This window comes from Paenibacillus rhizovicinus, from assembly GCF_010365285.1.
Classification (GTDB): Bacteria; Bacillota; Bacilli; order Paenibacillales; family Paenibacillaceae; genus Paenibacillus_Z; species Paenibacillus_Z rhizovicinus.
The window spans coordinates 5,956,346-5,975,265 of record NZ_CP048286.1; the positions used below are offsets into that span (position 1 = coordinate 5,956,346).

The window sequence follows — 18,920 nt, forward strand, 5'->3', positions numbered from 1 at the left end:
ATCGTTCATGGTTAGTGCTATCCTGCAAGGCTTCATCCTTGCCTTCGGCCTCATCTTGCCGTTAGGCGTGCAAAATATGTTCGTGTTCAACCAGGGAGCGGTTCAATCCCGGTACCTCCGGACGCTGCCGGTCATTCTCGTCGCTTCGTTCTGCGATTCGATGCTCATTCTGCTTGCGGTGCTCGGCGTATCGACGGCCGCCTTCGGGATCGGATGGTTGAAGATGAGCCTCATGGCAGCGGGCATCGTGTTCCTGCTCTATATGGGCTGGGTGACATGGCGCAGCAGTACCGGAGGCAAGGATTCGGATTCAAGTTCGTCGGAGAAGCCGCCGGAACCGATGGGAACGAGGAAGCAGATCGCTTTCGCGTTTTCCGTATCGCTGCTCAATCCCCATGCGATTATGGATACGATCGGGGTAATCGGCACGAGCTCGCTGAATTATAGCGGGCACGCCAAGGCCGCGTTTGCGATCAGTTGTATCGTCGTCTCCTGGCTATGGTATCTCGGCTTGGCGTTGGCGGGAAGAATCGTCGGAGCGAAAGACCGGTCGGGGCGGCTGCTTGCGGGACTCAATAAGTTCTCCGCGCTCGTTATGTGGGGGACGGCGGTTTATTTGACCGTTATGATCGCGCAATGAGGCGAGGCAGACCATCAGGGCGGCAGTCATTATTGCAATGGTGGAAGTGATTATCGAAACTTTTCTGTAGGAACAGTGTTGTAATAGAGAGTGAAAAAAGCAAAGGAGGACAGCCAGCGAGATGAAGTTGAATTTGCGAAAGCTTGTGGCGATTATCGCGATTTCAGGCGTGCTCGCGCTTGTCACGGGCTGTGTCGATCGTGGAGATACGGATGAATTCGTGGAAATCAGCAACGGATTGGCCAAGAACATCGGTCAGCTGGATGACGAAGCGGGCGTGACGCTGACGGGCTTTGCGAGCGATCCGAGTACCAACGTCATTCAAATCGGCATTGGCGTGGATGATAAGCTGATTAAGCCGGAACAATTGAAGCAAATTGTCGATGCTTATCTGGAGAATGCGACGACGTTCACGAACGAGAAGGATGCATCGAAAGTATTGCAGCCTATCGAACTGCGCATTGAAGAGATCGGCAAAGTGAAGGATAACTTCCCGGTACTCGCCGAGAAAGCTGCCGGATCGACTGAAATGACATGGAACTAATTAGCAAAAGGCCGCTCTCCCGCGATATGCGGAGGAGCGGCCTTTCGTTCTTTCTATTGCGCAGCCATTAACTTATTAAGCGGCCACGTCGCGCTTGGTGAACAGCAGCCAGGCGATGAATTGGAAGACTACATAATAAGCGACGAGCATCAGGATGGAGAACGACATGGTCATCTCCGGCCGGAGCGGCGCGCTGCCTGCCAAGTACTGCGTCAGATCGACATTGGAGAAGAGCAGGTATTTCACCCAATCGTACGCGTGAAAGAATTCCGACAGCGAATTGCCGAGCAGCATGAACAGCAGCGAGAAGGCGATGGCCATCGAGGAGCTGCGGAACGCCGATGAGATCATGAACGCCATCGTGACGTACATGAGCAGCGAGACGACGGCGAAGCCGTATTTCTGCAGCGCGTTCACGATCATCGAGCCTTCGTGGATGACGCCGTTCAAGATCGTGACATTCGGCAGGCTCAGCCCGGAGAAGCCCGACAGTATGCCTCCAGCTGTGAAAGCGGCGGCGAAGGCGAGCAAGAGCAGCAGTAAGGCGAAGCCCATGACGGCAATATATTTGCTCATCATCACTTTCGTTCGCGAAGCGGGACCGACGAGCAGCAGCTTGATCGTACCCCAGGAGAACTCGGCGGCGATCATGTCCGCGGCGATGATGACCGTCAAGAGCGTGACCAGTATGATCAGGGACGCAGAGGTATTCACGTAGCTCCAGAGCGACAGCTTGTGCGGGTTAATATCATGTGCGATATAATATTCGTTCAGCTTGATCGCGTTTTGGATCTGTTCTTTGTCGCTGGCGTCGAGATTTTTGCCTTCCTGCAGATTCTGCTGCATATGGGCGTTCTGTTGCGTCAGCTGCTGCTGCCAATTAGGATCGCTCTTGTTCTCGTCATGTTTCAGTGCCCAGCTCATGAGCCCGATGGCGAGCATCAGAATGCCGATCATCGCCCAAGTGCGAGGGCGGCGGTAAATCTTCATATTCTCGTTGCGAATAAGCTTCGTCATGCTAGACAACCATCTCACCTCCGGTCATTTCGAGGAATTGTTCCTCCAGCGATTTCTGTACGGCATGGATGCCGTGCACGTCGATCTCCGCGTTAACGAGCAGCCTCGCAATATGCGGAATGACGGATTTATCCGCCGTCAGCTCAAGCTGGCTGCCGGACACGGACATGAGGGCCGGGTCGAACGCCGCGGCAAGCAGGCGCTGGGCCGCCGGCAAATCGCCGGCTTCGATGACGATTTTCGACTGGGCCGCATCCTGAATTTCATTAATGGACCGTACATCGACGAGCTTGCCGGATTGAATGATGGCGACCCGGTCGCACATCAACTCCATCTCGGACAGCAGATGGGAAGAGACGATGACGGAGATGCCTTCTTCCTTCGTCAGCTTGCGCAAGTAATCCCGCAGCTCGCGGATGCCCGCGGGATCCAGTCCGTTCGTCGGCTCGTCAAGGATGAGCAGCGAAGGCCGGTGCAGTATCGCCTGAGCGACGCCGAGCCGCTGGCGCATGCCGAGGGAATAGCGTTTGACCTTCTCGTGGATCCGGTTCTGGAGGCCGAGCAGTTCGACGACTTCATTGATTCGCGCCTTCGTAACGCCTTCGTGCCTGCGCGCGAAGTGAACCAGGTTCTGATAGCCGGTCAGAAATTTATACATTTCGGGATTTTCGACGATCGCTCCGACATGGGTCATCGCGAGCTCGAAGTGATTGCGGACGGAGATGCCCTTGATGAACGCTTCCCCTTTCGACATGGAGATCAAGCCGACGATCATGCGAATGGTCGTCGTTTTGCCCGCGCCGTTCGGACCGAGGAAGCCGAACACTTCTCCAGCGGGAATATCGAATGTAAGATCATCGACGATATTTCGTCTGCCGATTGTTTTGGTCAGGTTGCGAAGCTGCAACACAGGGTCTGACATGGTTATAAACCTCCTGGATTTGTTCTCTTGTTGAACTATACCCGAAGTCGTCCCTTGGAAAAACCGTCCTCCGCCAAGGAGGCGCCCCCGTCTCAGGTCGGGGATCCGTCATATCCGACGTCCGATTTTATCGAATGTCGTTGCGCGCGCAGTTACGAGATTCCGCATGTCAGACAGGGTATGGGTCTTGGTACTTACGTAGAGTTAAAATAAATTCGGAGGACGGTTGCGAGGGGGCTATCACAGGGGGATCACATCAATATAACGAACCGAGCAAGCGTTATTTGATGGTTTTAGCGTCCTTTCGAATTCTAACGAATCTAGGAAACCTTATTGAAGCGATATCTAGCGAAAATCGGGAGAAATAGGTACGACGGCTTTGAATAGCGAATGTGGGGTTCGTTAGAATTCCAGCGGGCCTCAAAAACCATGAATAAGGTTTATACGGTTCGTTAGAGTTTTGCGGCAGGCGTTCGTGCTAGTAGCCAGGCGCGTGCGGGTTTGAAAGGTCCACAGCCACTACACAGCACTGAACCCAACGTCCATTAGCAGCACGGGTACTTTCGCCACGCATTCATTTGCTGCGTCCGCTATCACACCTATGCCATCCGCGTCTTTGCGCGGGCCTCCGTCTCAGCATGCCATCCACGCCGTCCGCCCTGCTTAGCATCCGCGATTCCATCCACGCCGCCCGCCCCTTCGCTCTCGCACACCTACTAATAAAACAGCCACCAAGCCTCACTTCGAGGACTCGATGGCTGTTTCGCATGATTACTTCACAAGCTCGATAAACTTGCTCGCCGCGCTGGAGAGCGGCATGTTGCGCATGATCATGAATCCGACCTGCGACGGGGGCAGCTTCACGTCCAGTTGGATTTCGAAGAGCGAGCCCGCCTCCAGCTCCTTGGCCACGAATTCCCGGGTCACGTAAGAGATGCCGAGGCCTTTGCGGGCGAACTCGATAAGCAAATCGACGCTTCCGACCTCGATTTCCGGTTTGATTTCATAGCCGTAGCTTTGGAACAGCTCCGTGATGGCCATCCGTACCCGGCTGTTGCGCGAGAAGAGGATGATTGGATAGTGGAGCAGGAGCTCCATGGACAGCTCCACGCCTTTGAGCTCGGCGTATCGTTCGCCCGCCACGAAACAATCCTGCAGCTGAATGCCCCGCATCACTTCGAGCTGATCGTCGACGATCGGCATCCGTACGACGCCCACGTCGATGCGGCCTTCTTTTAAGAAAGAGATCGTTTCCGGCGTCGTTCCGTGATTCAAATGCAGCTTAATGCCCGGATACTTCCGATGGTAGTCTTCTAAATAAGGAAGCAAGTAATGCTTGAACAGCGAATCGCTGCCGCCGATCCGAAGCTCGCCGCTGCCGAGGTTTTTGAGCGCGGTCATTTTCTCCTCTGCCACCGAAATCAAGATTTGAGACTTCTCGATGTAGGAATAGAGCACCGCGCCTTCCTGCGTCAGCGAGACGCCTTTGGACGTCCGGTAAAACAAAGTGAGGCCGAAGCTGTCTTCCAGCTGCTTGATGGCGTGGCTGACGCTCGGCTGAGTGATATACAGCGCCTTGGCTGCCTGGGTCAAGCTTCCCGTCTTCGCGGCCCAGTAGAAAACCTTGTACAGCTCGTAATTGTTGGTCATAGACGTGGTCTATAGCTCCTGTGAAATATATGTATTACTTGTATGGATGCTATTCGTATTATAGTTGAACCAAGGAAGAGAAACCAGTGCCGCAAGCGATGCGATGCCGGAAGGAGTCATGTAATTATGGAGGCCACTACATTTATATTGTTCGGGGCGACGGGTGACTTGGCCAAACGCAAAATCTACCCTGCCTTGTTTAATTTATTCATCGACGGCAAACTGCCGCAAGCTTTCTCCGTGTTCGGACTCGGACGCCGCGAGTTGAACGACGAGACGTTCCGCTCGAATGTCGGGCAAGCGCTTCGCAGCTTCTCCAGAAGAGAAGCGAACGATCCCAAGCTTGTGAACCGCTTCTTGAACGCATTCAGCTATAGCGTACTTCATATTGACCAAGTTGAGGATTACATCAAACTGCTGCAATTGGTCGAGCAGCGGGAAGCCGCTCTTGGCGCGGCGCCGAATCGCTTGTTCTATTTATCCGTCGGTCCGGAATTCTTCGAAACGATCGCCGCCAACGTCAAGTCGAGCGGGCTCGGTTCGGCGGATGGCTGGAAACGCCTCGTGATCGAGAAGCCTTTCGGCCACGATTTGCAGTCCGCCCGCGATCTGAACGAGAAGCTGAGCCAGTCGTTCGAAGAGCATGAAGTTTTCCGCATTGACCATTATCTCGGCAAACCGATGGTGCAGAAGCTTGAAATTTTGCAGCAGGCCAACCCGGTCTTGCAGGCATTATGGACGAATCGCCACATCGCTAACGTGCAAATCACGGCCAACGAAACGGTCGGCGTCGAGGAACGGGCGGGCTACTACGATCATGTGGGCGCCGTCAGAGACATGTTCCAGAACCATATGCTGCAATTGCTCATGATGCTCGCGATCCATTTGCCGAACAACAGCACGTCGGACGACGTTCGCTTGCGCAAGAAAAAAGTCATGGAGAACGTCGTCCCGCTTCCAAAAGAGAACGTCGCTGCCCAGATCATCCGCGGACAATACGCGGCGGGAACGATTCAAGGGAAGCCGGTCGTCGGCTACAAATCCGAACCGGGCATTGCCGAGACGTCGATGAACGACACGTTCATTGCCGCGAAATTGGAGATCGATGATTATTTTTGGCGCGGCGTACCGTTTTATATTCGTACGGGCAAACGAATGAAGGAGAAATCGACGCGAATCGTGATCGAGTTCAAAGAACCGCTGAAGCAGCCTTCGCTCTCGAACGAAGACAGCAAGACGCCGAATCTCCTCGTGTTCGAAATCAGCCCGAACGAAGGCATCACGCTGCAGCTGAATACGAGAGATCCGCAGCATAAAGGCGAATTCAAACCGATGCACGTCAACTTCCATACGAGCGAGCAGGACGTGCCCGAAGCGTACGAGAATTTGATCGGCGATGCGCTGAACGGCGATCCGACGTTCTTCGCGCACTGGGACGAAGTCGAATTGGCTTGGAAATGGGTGCAGCCGGTTCTGGATGCATTCGCGGACGATCTCGTGCCGCTTCATTCTTATCCAGCAGGTTCTTACGGTCCTGCCGCTTCAGACGAACTGTTGGCCAAAGACGGCTATCGCTGGCGGTTTGATACCGAACCCGAGCAAGAAATCGAAACGAAAGAAGGAGTAAATTATGCCTATCACGCAAACCATTGATCAACTCGCCGTCGATACGATCCGTACACTGTCCATCGACGCCATCAACAGCGCGAATTCCGGCCATCCCGGACTGCCGATGGGCGCAGCGCCCATGGCGTATGCGCTCTGGGGCAAGCAGCTGAATCATAACCCGGCGAATGCCAAATGGTTCAACCGCGACCGTTTCGTCTTATCCGCGGGCCACGGCTCGGCGCTGCTCTACAGCCTGCTGCATCTGTCGGGCTATCAAGTATCGATTGACGATCTCAAGCAGTTCCGCAAACTGAACAGCTTGACGCCGGGGCATCCTGAATTCGGCCACACCGACGGCGTGGATGCTACGACAGGCCCGCTGGGACAAGGCTTGGCTATGGCAGTCGGCATGGCGATGGCCGAAGCGCATCTCGCCGCAAAATTTAACCAGGATGGATTCCCGGTCGTTGACCATTATACGTATGCGCTCGTCGGCGACGGCTGCTTGATGGAAGGTATTTCGTACGAAGCGATGTCGATGGCGGGTCATATGAAGCTGGGCAAACTGGTCGTGTTGTACGATTCCAACGATATTTCGCTCGACGGCGATCTCAACCTGTCCTTCGGGGAACAGATGCAGAAGCGCGCGGAATCGGCGCAATGGCAATACTTGCGGATCGAGGAGGGCAACGATATCGCCCAAATCACCGCGGCGATCGCGGCAGCGAAGCAGAACGAAACGCAGCCGACGTTGATCGAAGTGCGGACGATTATCGGCTACGGCAGCAAATCGGCCGGCACGAACAAAGTGCATGGCGTTCCGCTTGGCAAGGAAGAAGCAGCGGCAACGAAGAAAGTGTACGGCTGGGAGTACGAGGAAGAGTTCACAGTTCCGGCCGAAGTACGTACGCATTTCGAAGAGCTGAAGCAGAACGGAGCGGCCAAAGAAGCGAAATGGAACGCGTTGGTGGAAGCTTACCAAGCTCAGCATCCATCGCTCGGAACGGAGCTCAAGCAAGTCATCGACGGCAAGTTCGCGATCGATGCCGCAGACATTCTGACGTTCGACGCATCCAAAACCGTCTCGACACGCGTGGCGAGCGGGAATGCCATCAATCATTACGTGAAGCTGGTTCCATCGATCTTCGGCGGCAGCGCGGACTTGTCGCACTCGACGATGACGGATATCGAAGGCGAGCAGACGTTTGCCGTGGATTCCTATGCGGGCCGTAACATTTACTTCGGCGTCCGCGAGCATGCGATGGGCGCGGCCGGTAACGGCTTGGCACTGCATGGCGGCGTGAAACCGTTCGTCAGCACGTTCTTCGTATTCAGCGATTACTTGCGGCCATCCATCCGTTTGGCGGCGCTGCAGAAATTGCCGGTGACGTACGTGTTCACCCATGACTCGATCGCAGTCGGCGAAGACGGACCGACGCACGAGCCCGTCGAGCATTTGGCCGCGCTGCGGACGATCCCGGGACTGACCGTTATTCGTCCGAGCGACGCCAACGAAACTTCGAGCGCTTGGGCGTACGCGCTGCAGCAGAACGAAGGTCCGGTCGCGCTGATCCTGAGCCGTCAGAATCTGCCGGTGTACGAATCGACGAGAGCGAACGTTGCCGACGTGGCAAAAGGCGCATACGTGCTGACGGAAACGAACGCGCAGCCGGATGTCATACTAATCGCGACAGGCTCCGAAGTATCGCTCGCGGTGAACGCGAAGGCCGAGCTCGAGCAGGATAAGGTGTCCGTACGCGTCGTGGCGATGCCGAGCAGAGAGTTGTTCAATCGTCAATCGGACGCCTACAAACAGTCGGTGCTTCCGGATTCGGTGACGAAGCGTCTGGCCATCGAAGCGGGAATTTCGCTCGGCTGGGAGCGTTACACGGGACCAAGCGGCAGCATCCTGTCGATCGATACGTTCGGCGCATCGGGCCCAGGACCAGAAGTAATGGAGTCTTTCGGCTTCTCGGTAAGCAATGTCGTTCGTTTGACGAAAGCACTGCTGAGTTAAATAGTTTAAAAAATACAATTATCGGAGGTAATGATCATGAAATTCTTCATCGATACCGCAAACCTGACAGATATCAAGAAAGCGTACAAAGTTGGCGTCTTGTCCGGCGTCACGACGAATCCGTCCTTGGTAGCCAAAGAAGGCGTGAAGTTCGAGGATCGCATCGCCGAGATTTTGCGCGAAGTGCCTGAAGTGGAGTCCGTTTCCGCAGAAGTGACGCCTGATGCCGTGACGGCTGAAGAGATGATCGCGCAAGCGAACGAATTGATCAAAATCAACGATTACGATAAGAACATCACGATTAAACTGCCGATGACGCTTGCCGGCTTGGAAGCTTGCCGTTACCTGGCCAATAAAGGCGTGAAGACGAACGTTACGCTGATCTTCACCGTGAATCAGGCGCTCTTGGCCGCTCGTGCGGGCGCAACGTACGTTTCTCCGTTCCTCGGCCGCTTGGACGACATCTCGGAAGACGGCGTGCAGCTGGTAGCGAAAGTGGCTGAACTGTTCCGCACGCATAACCTGAGCGCGCAAATCATCGCCGCTTCCGTCCGCCACCCGGATCACGTAACGCGGGTAGCCATGGCAGGCGCGCATATCGCGACGATCCCGTTCTCGGTCATCGAGCAGATCTCGAAGCATCCGCTGACGGATCAAGGCATGGATAAATTCGCTGCAGATTGGAAGAAATCCGTTCAATAATCGTTGCGGCCGCTGCGTATCGCAGCGGCCGTAAAATTAGAAACCATCATCTTGAAGTCACGGTCATCATGTAAAGTCATCATAAACAAGCAGAGTACGAGGAAAGCTAAGGAGGCTGTTTCAATTGGCAAAACAACAAATCGGCGTGGTCGGCTTGGCCGTCATGGGCAAGAACCTCGCGTTGAATATCGAAAGCAAAGGTTTCTCGGTAGCCGTGTACAACCGTTCCGCGGAGAAAACGAACGAACTGCTGGCAGAAGCGCAAGGTAAAAACTTCGTTGGCGCCTACAGCGTCGAGGAATTCGTCAACGCGCTCGAAACGCCGCGCAAAATTCTGATCATGGTCAAAGCCGGACAGCCGACGGACGATACGATCAACCAGCTCGTTCCTTACTTGAGCCAAGGCGATATTCTGATCGACGGCGGCAACGCGTTCTTCCCGGATACGCAGCGCAGGAACAAAGACTTGCAAGCGCAGGGCTTCCGCTTCATCGGCGCAGGCGTTTCCGGCGGCGAGGAAGGCGCGCTGCTCGGACCGGCAATCATGCCGGGCGGACAGCGGGATGCATACGAGCTGGTCGAGCCGATCTTGACCGCCATCTCGGCGAAAGTGAACGGCGATCCTTGCTCCACTTACATCGGGGCGGACGGCGCAGGCCACTATGTCAAAATGGTTCACAACGGCATCGAATACGGCGACATGCAGCTGATCGGCGAAGCGTACCACTTGCTGAAGGATGTCTTGAACCTCGACACGAACGAGCTGCATGACATCTTCACGGAATGGAACAATGGCGAGCTGGACAGCTATCTGATTGAAATCACCGCCGATATCTTCGGTAAGACGGATCCGGAAACGGGCAAACCGATGGTGGACGTCATTCTGGATTCCGCCGGCCAGAAGGGAACAGGCAAATGGACGAGCCAAAGCGCGCTTGATCTGGGCGTGCCGCTGTCCATCATCACCGAATCCGTATTCGCCCGTTTCATCTCCGCGATGAAAGACGAGCGCGTTGCGGCAAGCAAGCTGCTTCAAGGTCCAGCCGCTTCCGGCTACGAAGGCGACCGCGGCGCGTTCATCGAAGCTGTGCGCCAAGCGCTGTACGCCAGCAAGATCGCTTCGTACGCGCAAGGATTCGCACAGATGCGTGCGGCATCCGAGGCGTATGACTGGAATTTGAACTATGGCGGCATCGCGATGATTTTCCGCGGCGGATGCATTATTCGCGCCCGTTTCCTGCAAAATATCAAAGACGCCTACGATCGCGATCCGGAGCTGAAAAACCTGTTCCTGGACGAGTACTTCCGCGGCGTCGTCGACAATTATCAAGGCGCTTGGAGACGCGTCGTCTCCGTTGCCGTCGAACGCGGCATCCCGGTTCCGGCATTCGCTTCCGCGCTGGCTTATTACGACAGCTACCGCTCCGAGCGGCTTCCGGCGAACCTGCTGCAAGCGCAGCGGGATTACTTCGGTGCGCATACGTTCCAGCGTTTGGACCGCGAGGGCAGCTTCCACTTCCAATGGATGGCGAACGAATAACATCTCTTGTTTCCGAAGCTTACGCATAAAGCATGGATCAAAACCTTCATTTCCACGGGACGTTACCCGCGGAGATGGAGGTTTTTTGATGCCTGCAGCGATGTTGAAGCAGCTGACAGCTCTCTTGTTTCGGTTGCGCCAGCTTCCAACGCAATGCTAAGCTGATTAAAGTCATATTAAAGATGATGTCTATTAATCGGCGGAGGTCGAGCACGATGAAGAAGAGCATGAGCGAGCATAGCGAAACCACCGAAACCACCGAAACCACCGGAACCTCCGGAACCTCCGGAACCTCCGGAACCACCGAAACCACCGGAAAACATAAACCGCGCCCGGACGAGCCTGGCTCCCCGAAAGGCATATCGATCGGAATCATCGGTCCCGACGAGCTCGTGAAGCGGATTCTGCACGTCCTGAAGGCGTTCCCGTCTTTTTCTCCGGTTGCGCAGACGTACGCGAACGTAGACGAAGCCCCGCGGCTGGCGGAAGCGATCGCGGATGAAGTGGAAGTGCTCCTCGTGTCGGGTCCCGTGCCGTATAACAAAATCCGCGAGCAAACGAGCCTCAGCCTCGCGCTGCATTACGTGCCGCTCACGGATACGGGCTTCTACCGCGCGCTGTCCCGTTTGAAGAACGCGTTAGGACCCGACAGCCTGCTGCGCGTTTCGATCGATACGCTCGGCAAGCCGATGATCAGCCAGTCGCTGGCCGAGATTAACGAGACGCGGATCGTGCCGGTGCTCTATGACGGCCCTTCGAACGCTTCGAAGGAAGCGCTCGTGGCGCATCACGCAGCGCTGTTCGATGCGGGAGCGTGCGACGCCGTGCTGACGGCCGAAGCGTCCGTTGCCGCGGCGCTGTCGGAACGCGGCATTCCGAACGAATGGGTCATTCCGACGGACGGCAACATCACGGTCGCCCTCGAACGGGCGCTGCTCTCCACGGAAACAAGGCAGAGCAAGGAAGCTCAAATCGTCGTCGGGCTCATGAATCTGGATCATTTCGAACGGCGCATTCAGACGCATGCGTCCGAGCACGAGATTCAGAAATTCAAGCTGGAAATCCACCGGATGCTGCTCGATTACGTGGCTTCGCTGGACGGCTATTTGACCCATCTCGGCGGAGATGAATATTTGTTCTTCACGACGCGCGGCATCTTCGAGCGCGTGACGGGCGGCTACAAGTCGATCCCGCTCGGCAGGAGCGTGTATCAGAAATTCGGCTTGTCGCTCAGCATCGGCATGGGTTTCGGCCGATCTGCCAACGAAGCCGGCACGCATGCCAGAGCTGCGCTGCGCAAGTCCAAGGAAGCGGGCGGCGATACATGCTTTATCGTCGGCGAAGACCGCATGCTGATCGGACCGCTGGCGATGTCGGACCCGCTCGAGGCCGCATTGTCTTTAACGGATGCAGACCTGATCAAGCGAGCGGAGGATGCGGGCATGACATCGGCCTATCTGAGCAAACTGATGGCGCAAGTGGCGCGAACCGGCCAGACGGATTATATGGTGCATGAATTGGCGGCGATCATGGACATAACGGTGCGAAGTACGCATCGCTTGCTGCAGCAGTGGCTTGATCACCGGCTCGTGACGATTTCGGGCGTGGAGAAGGTGCCCAAAGGAAGGCCGCGCCAAATCTTCCGGCTCGTGTTTCTCCAAGACCAGACAGGCGGTTAGCCGTCTGCGGCAAGGATCAGAACGGAGACGACAAGGGGAGAACGCAGGCTGTTTACGGCAGGCGTTTTCTGCTTATTTAAAGACGATTAATAGATTTGTCTTTTAGTGAACGGGCGACTAAGATGAAGCTACATCCTCCAATATCGAAGGGAGTCCTGAACCGTTGAAGACGATTGAAGAACTGGAAGCGAAGCTTGCCGAGCCATCGGACGCACTCATTCAAGACATACGAAATATCGAAGGGGACATTATGCTGCTCGGCGTCGGGGGCAAGATGGGACCGAGCTTGGCCCGATTATTGTTGAACGGGATCCGTCAGGCAGGCGTGAGCAAACGAGTGATCGGCGTATCCCGATTCTCCGAGCCTGGATTGCGGGAGCAGCTGGAAGCGGACGGCGTCGAGACGATCGCCTGCGATCTGTTGAACGACGAAGCGCTCCAAGCGCTGCCGGATGTTCCGAATGTCATCTACATGGCCGGCAACAAATTCGGCACGACCGGGAACGAATCGTTCACGTGGGCGATGAATGCCTATCTGCCCGGCCGGGTGGCCGAGAAGTACAGAAACTCGCGCATCGTCGTCTTCTCCTCGGGTAACGTGTATCCGTTCACGCCGGTCGGATACGGCGGCGCGAACGAAGCGGTATCCCCGTCGCCGGTCGGCGAATATGGGCAGTCCTGTTTGGGACGCGAGCGTATTTTCGAGCATTTTGCCAAGAAGTATGAGATTCCGATGGTCATCTATCGGTTGAACTATGCGATCGATATGCGTTACGGCGTCCTGCTGGAGCTTGCCAAGTCGGTCAAAGCGGGCAAGCCGATCCAGCTGGCCATGGGCCATGCCAACGTGATCTGGCAGGGGGACGCGAACGAGATCGCGATCCGTTCTTTGCTCGCCTGCGAGACGCCGGTGAATTTCCTGAACGTGACGGGACCGGAGACGGTATCGATCCGCTGGGCGGCGGAGGAATTCGGCAAACGGCTCGGCACCGCGCCGGTCTTCGAAGGCGTGGAAGCGAGCGACGCTCTCCTGAACAATGCCTCGAAATGCATGAAACGCTTCGGTTATCCGCGCGTTTCGCTGCTGCAAATGATCGACTGGGTGGCGGAATGGGTGGAAGCCGGCGGAGCGACGCTCAATAAGCCGACCCATTTCCAAGAGCGAAAGGGGAAATTTTAACGATGCAAGCCGTACCGTCGCTTTCCCCTGAACAAAGCCGCGCGCTTCATGAAGGGCTCGTCATTCCCGCGCATCCGCTCGCGCTGGATGAACAACGGCAGCTCGATGCCGCGTCCCAACGGGCATTGACCCGCTATTACATGGCTGCCGGCGCAGGCGGCATCGCCGTCGGGGTCCATTCCACGCAATTCGAGATCCGCGACCCGCAGCACAATTTATACGAGACCGTGCTGCGCCTTGCTTCCGAAGAAGTCGAGCGCGTCGCGCTGCGGCGCCCGTTCATTCGGGTCGCAGGAATATGCGGACCTCTCGGGCAGGCGCTTGGCGAAGCGAAGCTTGCCGCCGCACTCGGCTACGATGCGGGACTGCTCAGCATGGGCGGCTTGCAGGGCTTGTCGGAACAGGAGCTGTTGAACCGGACGGAGCGCGTCGCTGCCGTCATGCCGGTCATCGGATTTTATTTGCAGCCTTCGGTCGGCGGCAGGGTGTTCAGCTTTGATTTCTGGCGGGCATTCGCCGATATTCCCGGCGTCGTCGCGATCAAGATGGCGCCGTTCAACCGCTATCAGACGATCGATGTGGTCCGCGCCGTCTGCTCCTCCGAGCGGCGGGATCAGATCGCGTTGTACACCGGCAACGATGATAATATCGTGAACGATTTGCTGACGACGTATCGCTTCCAGGTCAACGGGCAATCGGTCGAGAAACGAATCGTCGGCGGTTTGCTCGGTCACTGGGCGGTATGGACGCAGAAGGCGGTCGAGCTGCTGGAGGAGATCAAGCGCGTCCGGCAGGAAGGGCAGATCTCGCCGGAATGGCTGACGCGCAATATCGCTGCGACGGAAGCGAACGCGGCGTTCTTCGATCCCGCCCACGGCTTCGCCGGCTGCATTCCCGGCATTCATGAAGTGCTCCGGAGGCAAGGCTTGATGCGGGGAACGTGGTGCCTGAACCCGCATGAGGAGCTGTCTCCCGGACAGAAGGAAGAGATCGATCGCGTTTACCGGGATTACCCGGAGCTGAACGATGACGAATTCGTGCGCGCGCATCTCGCGAAATGGCTGGCGTAAGCAGCATGCTGTAATAATCATGATGGCTATTGCCAAACCGCATTATTGTTTATGCTTCATCCTGAACTCACTTGGCGTCATGCTCGTAAATTTCTTGAACATCCGATTGAAGGAATTCATGTTCTGATAACCGACGCCGGCGGCAATCTCTTGAATGCGCGCGCCGGATTCCCGCAGCAGCGTCTTGGCATTCGCAACGCGAACTTCATTGACGTAGTCGATGAAGTTCTTTTGCGTTTTCTCTTTGAAATACGTCGAGAGATATCCGCTGGAGATGCCGAGCTTGTCCGCGACGATATCGAGCGTAATGTCTTGCGCGTAATGGCGCTCGAGGTATTGAACGACAAAGTCTACGATCGGATCCGCCGCTTCTTTGTGATCGCGGATTAACAACGTCGCTTCGGTCACCGCGTTCGTGAAGAAGCGCTCGTAATCCTGAATTGTGTAGCATTCTTGCAATTGCTGCTGAGGGGACGGCAGCCGCTGGATAAACGGACTTTCTAAACTCAATGCGCGCAGCACGTTGAGAATGCGGCTCAATACATCGTTGGCGAACTGGGCGCAGCGGAGCGCTGTCGCTTGTTTGCGCTGCATCGCGCCCAGCGTCCTTCTGATCAACTGCAGCGTGTTCTCGCAATTGCCGGCGTACAAATGCAAGTTGAGCTCATATTCTTGCTCGACCGTGATGACGAATTCCGGCGGGTTCTTGCGTCCCGGAGCGGACAGGATTTCCGTGCTGTCATGAATCGGGCGGTTGTTCAGCAGCGTCAGCGCCTGCTCGTAGGCGTCCGTGAATTCCGCGGGCTGATGATGCGTACCGCTGACTGCGATCGCGGCGAAATAGTAGTCCCGGTCAACTTCCATCATGCTGACGATCCGCTGCAGCGTGTCCAGGATAGGCGGGTTTTCCGGCGGAAGGAACACGATGGACAAGAGCTGGTCGGATTCAATCGGGAAAGTGAGCGAGTCGCGATGACGCCCGGCGATGCAGAGATCTATGCATTCTTTCAGGTAGAAGACGGCCTGCTCCCGGTCGATGCCGATCTCGTCTTTGTAACGGCGCTTGAATTTCAATTCGTACAGGACGAGCAGGTAGGGATTCGGATTGACGATCAATTCCTGAAGATCGGGCAAGTTCATCGTAATCTTCTTAATTCGGTTCGTAAGCGCGTAATATTGCAGCAGCGCTTTGCTGTCGTTCATCGATTGATGGATATTCCGGTTCGCTTCCAGCATGCTGCGAATGTTCTCGCCGATAAGCGCAAACTCTTTGATTCGGCTAGGCTGAGCGGCATGTCCGCCGATGCTTTGAATGGAACTGATGATTTTCTTGACCGGGCTGTGGAAGCGGATCGTGAACAAGATCGACGTAATGAGACCGATTGCCAGCGCTGCCAGCAGGACCGACCATAGCGTCAATCGGAGCCGGGAGATTTGGGACGTAATCTCTTCCAGCGGCACCGTGTTTACATAGGTAAACCCTGTAACGGTTCCCTTCTTGTAAAAGTAATAATAGGACCCTTGGCGAATGGCGCCCTGCGCTCCTGTAAATGCGGGTAGCTGCTCGGAAGCCGTTAGCTGCGAAGCATAAACCGGCTGGCCGTCGGAATCGGCGATATAGAATTGCTTGTTAATGGACTGATGGAACGTTTGGAACAGCTTATTCGCGTCGATGAAGGCAATCAGGTAGAAATCGGGGTACAGCTTGTTTTTCACGATGAAGGAGAACAATTGCTTCGAAGAGGTGATTTCCTTGTTGAGGCCGATTTCCTCGAAATTCGCGGCAGGAAACAACCGAAAACCGTACGGGGAATCGAATTGTCCCTTCCAGAAGGCATACGGATAATTCGTACTGTGATAGAACTTCGTAAACATCGTCTGGGCCCGGGCCGTCCCGCCCTGCTCCAAGACGAGCGAATTGTCGTTGATGTACAGCATGAAGTTGTCCAAATATAATTTCGGAATCGACAGCACGCTGTTGATCTCGTTGCGCACGATATAGTTGGAAGCGGCGTAGTCTTCGTGGTTTTTGGCGAGCGTCTGAACGCTGTCCCGGAAATAGAAACCGAGTGACAGCTTATAGAGCAGCTCGAAATAGCTTTCATAGTTTTCGGTCGTATGGTCCAAGTTGACGTCGTTGTACTTGATGATCTCGTCGCGGATGTTGTTCTGGTAGAAAGAGAAGGAGAAGTAGTTGAACGAAAGCAGCAGCAGGATAACGGCCAGGAACGAAATGAACAGTTGGGTGAACAGCGAATTAGTGCCGAGTTTGAAACGAAAGATCGTGCGCATCGCTCACTTCCTTTCCGTCAATCGGTCTGATTTTCATCTTTATCACTGATTTGCGAAAGGCTGCAACCGGGGAGGAAATATGGAATTGCGACGATATCGCCTGGTGCGGCACGGGCCGTATAATCGTCTCAAGCTCCGGGGCTTGCATCTAAGATATATCAGCGGCTTACGGAAAATCAACCCCGTTTACTAGGGCTGCGCGCCTGATAGAGAGGAGGGAAAGAAACGGAATGATGCCGGAAGGAAGATCGAATCGTTTGATGCGGAAGCTGAACAAAGACAAATATTTGCTCCTCATGCAGCTGCCATGTCTGATCTATTATTTGGTTTTCCGCTATGCGCCGATGTTCGGGCTGGTCATATCCTTCAAGAATTACAATTTGTTCAAAGGGGTATGGGCGAGTCCATGGGTAGGGTTGAAATATTACCGGACGTTTCTGAACAGCCCGGATTTCTTCGAACTGCTGAGCAACACGGTGCTGCTCGGCGTGACGAAGCTGGCGTTCGCCTTCCCGGCCCCGATCATACTGGCCTTGCTCCTGAACGAAGTGACGGCCACGTTCTTGAAGCGCTTCGTGCAGACGGTGAGCTACTTGCCCCACTTCATCTCCAACGTGGTCGTGGCGAGCATGGTGCTCACGTTCTTATCGCCTTCCACGGGCGTGGTGAACCACTATTTGAAGGTACTCGGATTTCACCCGGTCAACTTCATGTCCGAGCCCGGCTGGTTCAGGCCGGTGTACGTCCTGTCGGAAATTTGGCAGCATGTCGGCTGGGAAACGATCATCTATTTGGCCGCGCTGACGGCCATCGATCCGCAGCTGTACGAGGCGGCGCGCATCGATGGCGCGAACAGGTGGAGACAGACGCTGAACATCACGCTGCCCTGCATGGCGCCGACCATTATTATTTTGTTCATTTTCAATGTCGGCGACGTTCTGGACATCGGCTTCGAGAAGGTGTTCCTGCTGGCGAGTCCTGCGATCTACAGCACCGCCGATATTATCAGCACGTACGTGTATCGCGTCGGCCTCAGCCAAGGCAATTACAGCTATGCCGCTTCCATCGATCTGTTCACCGCGATCATCAGTCTGATCTTCGTGTTCACGGCGAATTTCCTGGCCCGCAAATTCAGCGAGCACAGTATATGGTAGGAGGATGAGCATCGGAATGAAGAAGCCGCAATTCTCGTTCATGTCGCTCGCGATCGGGCTCGTCCTGCTCCTGCTGGCGGCCAGCATGATCTATCCGTTCCTGTATATGCTTGCGGTCTCCTTGAGCGGCGACAAGTATGTCATCAAGGGTGCCGTGACCCTCATACCGAAAGGACTCAATACCAAAGTATACCGCATCGTGCTGGACGACCCGCGGATATTCACGGCCTACCGCAACACGATTCTGTACGTCTTCGTCGGCACTGCGATATCGCTGGCCGCGACGTCGCTCGGGGCATACGCGCTGTCGAAGAAGAACATGCTGTTCCACACGGCATTCACGTACCTCATCGTGTTCACGATGTTTTTCGGCGGGGGCATGATTCCGACGTTTCTCGTCGTGCGGGGGCTCGGCCTCGTGGATTCGATCTGGGGCATGGTCCTTCCGACCGCGATCAGCACATGGAATCTGATCATCATGCGCACCTTCTTCGCCGGATTTCCATCCGAGCTTGAGGAGTCGGGCAAGATCGACGGCTTGAACGACTTTCAAGTTTTTTATTATCTGGTCATGCCCGTGACGAAGGCGATATTTGCCACCATCGGCTTGTTCTACGCGGTCGGCATCTGGAACAATTTCTACTCGGCGCTGCTCTATTTGCGCAGTCAGGAACATTTTCCGCTTCAGGTCGTGCTGCGGAACATCATCCTGGCAGGCCAGGTGCGAAGCTCCAACGTAACCAGCGTAGGAGGGGATCAGCTCGTCGTCGAAGAATCTTTGAAATACGCCGTCATTATGGTATCGACGCTGCCGATTCTCCTCGTGTACCCTTTCCTGCAGAAGTATTTCGTCAAAGGCGCCATGATCGGATCTGTTAAAGGATAACATTGACAAGAGGAGAAAT

General features: G+C 55.5%; 15 protein-coding genes. 11 read left to right on the top strand and 4 right to left on the bottom strand.

Features of this window, described 5'->3' with window-relative positions:
- Positions 1 to 7: 7 nt before the first annotated feature.
- Both GZH47_RS26480 and GZH47_RS26485 read left to right on the top strand, forming a co-directional pair.
- Positions 8 to 640: a LysE/ArgO family amino acid transporter gene (locus GZH47_RS26480; protein WP_162643985.1), complete on the top strand. Its 633-nt coding sequence runs from the start codon at positions 8 to 10 to the stop codon at positions 638 to 640.
- A gap of 121 nt (positions 641 to 761) precedes the next feature.
- Positions 762 to 1,184, top strand: a complete 423-nt coding sequence (locus tag GZH47_RS26485; protein WP_162643986.1) for a hypothetical protein — start codon at positions 762 to 764, stop codon at positions 1,182 to 1,184.
- Positions 1,185 to 1,259: 75 nt separating this feature from the next.
- Here GZH47_RS26485 and GZH47_RS26490 read toward each other — a convergent pair whose 3' ends face one another.
- From GZH47_RS26490 to GZH47_RS26500, 3 genes are all read right to left on the bottom strand, one after another.
- Positions 1,260 to 2,201 carry an ABC transporter permease gene (locus GZH47_RS26490; protein ID WP_225446228.1) on the bottom strand — a complete coding sequence of 314 codons (942 nt, stop codon included), beginning with the start codon at positions 2,199 to 2,201 and terminating at the stop codon, positions 1,260 to 1,262.
- Position 2,202: 1 nt separating this feature from the next.
- Positions 2,203 to 3,123, bottom strand: a complete 921-nt coding sequence (locus GZH47_RS26495) for an ABC transporter ATP-binding protein (protein WP_162643988.1) — start codon at positions 3,121 to 3,123, stop codon at positions 2,203 to 2,205.
- A 771-nt stretch (positions 3,124 to 3,894) separates the two neighbouring features.
- Positions 3,895 to 4,773, bottom strand: a complete 879-nt coding sequence (locus GZH47_RS26500) for a LysR family transcriptional regulator (RefSeq protein ID WP_162643989.1) — start codon at positions 4,771 to 4,773, stop codon at positions 3,895 to 3,897.
- Positions 4,774 to 4,899: 126 nt separating this feature from the next.
- Here GZH47_RS26500 and zwf point away from each other — a divergent pair, with 126 nt between their 5' ends.
- From zwf to GZH47_RS26535, 7 genes are all read left to right on the top strand, one after another.
- Entirely contained in the window at positions 4,900 to 6,426 is a 1,527-nt protein-coding gene (zwf, locus tag GZH47_RS26505) for a glucose-6-phosphate dehydrogenase (protein WP_162643990.1), read from the top strand.
- Positions 6,410 to 8,398, top strand: coding sequence for a transketolase (tkt, locus tag GZH47_RS26510; RefSeq protein ID WP_162645455.1), 1,989 nt, complete (start codon positions 6,410 to 6,412; stop codon positions 8,396 to 8,398). Before zwf ends, tkt begins: the two co-directional genes overlap by 17 nt.
- Before the next feature lie 36 nt (positions 8,399 to 8,434).
- Positions 8,435 to 9,100 (top strand): fructose-6-phosphate aldolase, encoded by a 666-nt coding sequence (fsa, locus tag GZH47_RS26515; RefSeq protein WP_162643991.1) that lies wholly within the window; start codon positions 8,435 to 8,437, stop codon positions 9,098 to 9,100.
- 124 nt (positions 9,101 to 9,224) lie between these two features.
- Positions 9,225 to 10,640 (top strand): NADP-dependent phosphogluconate dehydrogenase, encoded by a 1,416-nt coding sequence (gndA, locus tag GZH47_RS26520; protein WP_162643992.1) that lies wholly within the window; start codon positions 9,225 to 9,227, stop codon positions 10,638 to 10,640.
- A gap of 215 nt (positions 10,641 to 10,855) precedes the next feature.
- A complete protein-coding gene (locus tag GZH47_RS26525; protein ID WP_225446229.1) occupies positions 10,856 to 12,319 on the top strand; it encodes a GGDEF domain-containing protein in 1,464 nt (487 codons plus the stop codon).
- Between the two features lie 163 nt (positions 12,320 to 12,482).
- Entirely contained in the window at positions 12,483 to 13,499 is a 1,017-nt protein-coding gene (locus GZH47_RS26530) for an NAD-dependent epimerase/dehydratase family protein (protein WP_162643993.1), read from the top strand.
- A 2-nt stretch (positions 13,500 to 13,501) separates the two neighbouring features.
- Positions 13,502 to 14,569, top strand: a complete 1,068-nt coding sequence (locus GZH47_RS26535) for a dihydrodipicolinate synthase family protein (protein ID WP_162643994.1) — start codon at positions 13,502 to 13,504, stop codon at positions 14,567 to 14,569.
- Positions 14,570 to 14,611: 42 nt separating this feature from the next.
- Here GZH47_RS26535 and GZH47_RS26540 read toward each other — a convergent pair whose 3' ends face one another.
- A complete protein-coding gene (locus GZH47_RS26540) occupies positions 14,612 to 16,861 on the bottom strand; it encodes a helix-turn-helix domain-containing protein (protein WP_162643995.1) in 2,250 nt (749 codons plus the stop codon).
- A gap of 230 nt (positions 16,862 to 17,091) precedes the next feature.
- Here GZH47_RS26540 and GZH47_RS26545 point away from each other — a divergent pair, with 230 nt between their 5' ends.
- Entirely contained in the window at positions 17,092 to 18,015 is a 924-nt protein-coding gene (locus GZH47_RS26545) for an ABC transporter permease (RefSeq protein ID WP_225446230.1), read from the top strand.
- A gap of 16 nt (positions 18,016 to 18,031) precedes the next feature.
- On the top strand, positions 18,032 to 18,901 hold the full coding sequence (locus GZH47_RS26550) for a carbohydrate ABC transporter permease (protein WP_162643996.1): 870 nt from the start codon (positions 18,032 to 18,034) through the stop codon (positions 18,899 to 18,901).
- Positions 18,902 to 18,920 lie beyond the last annotated feature (19 nt).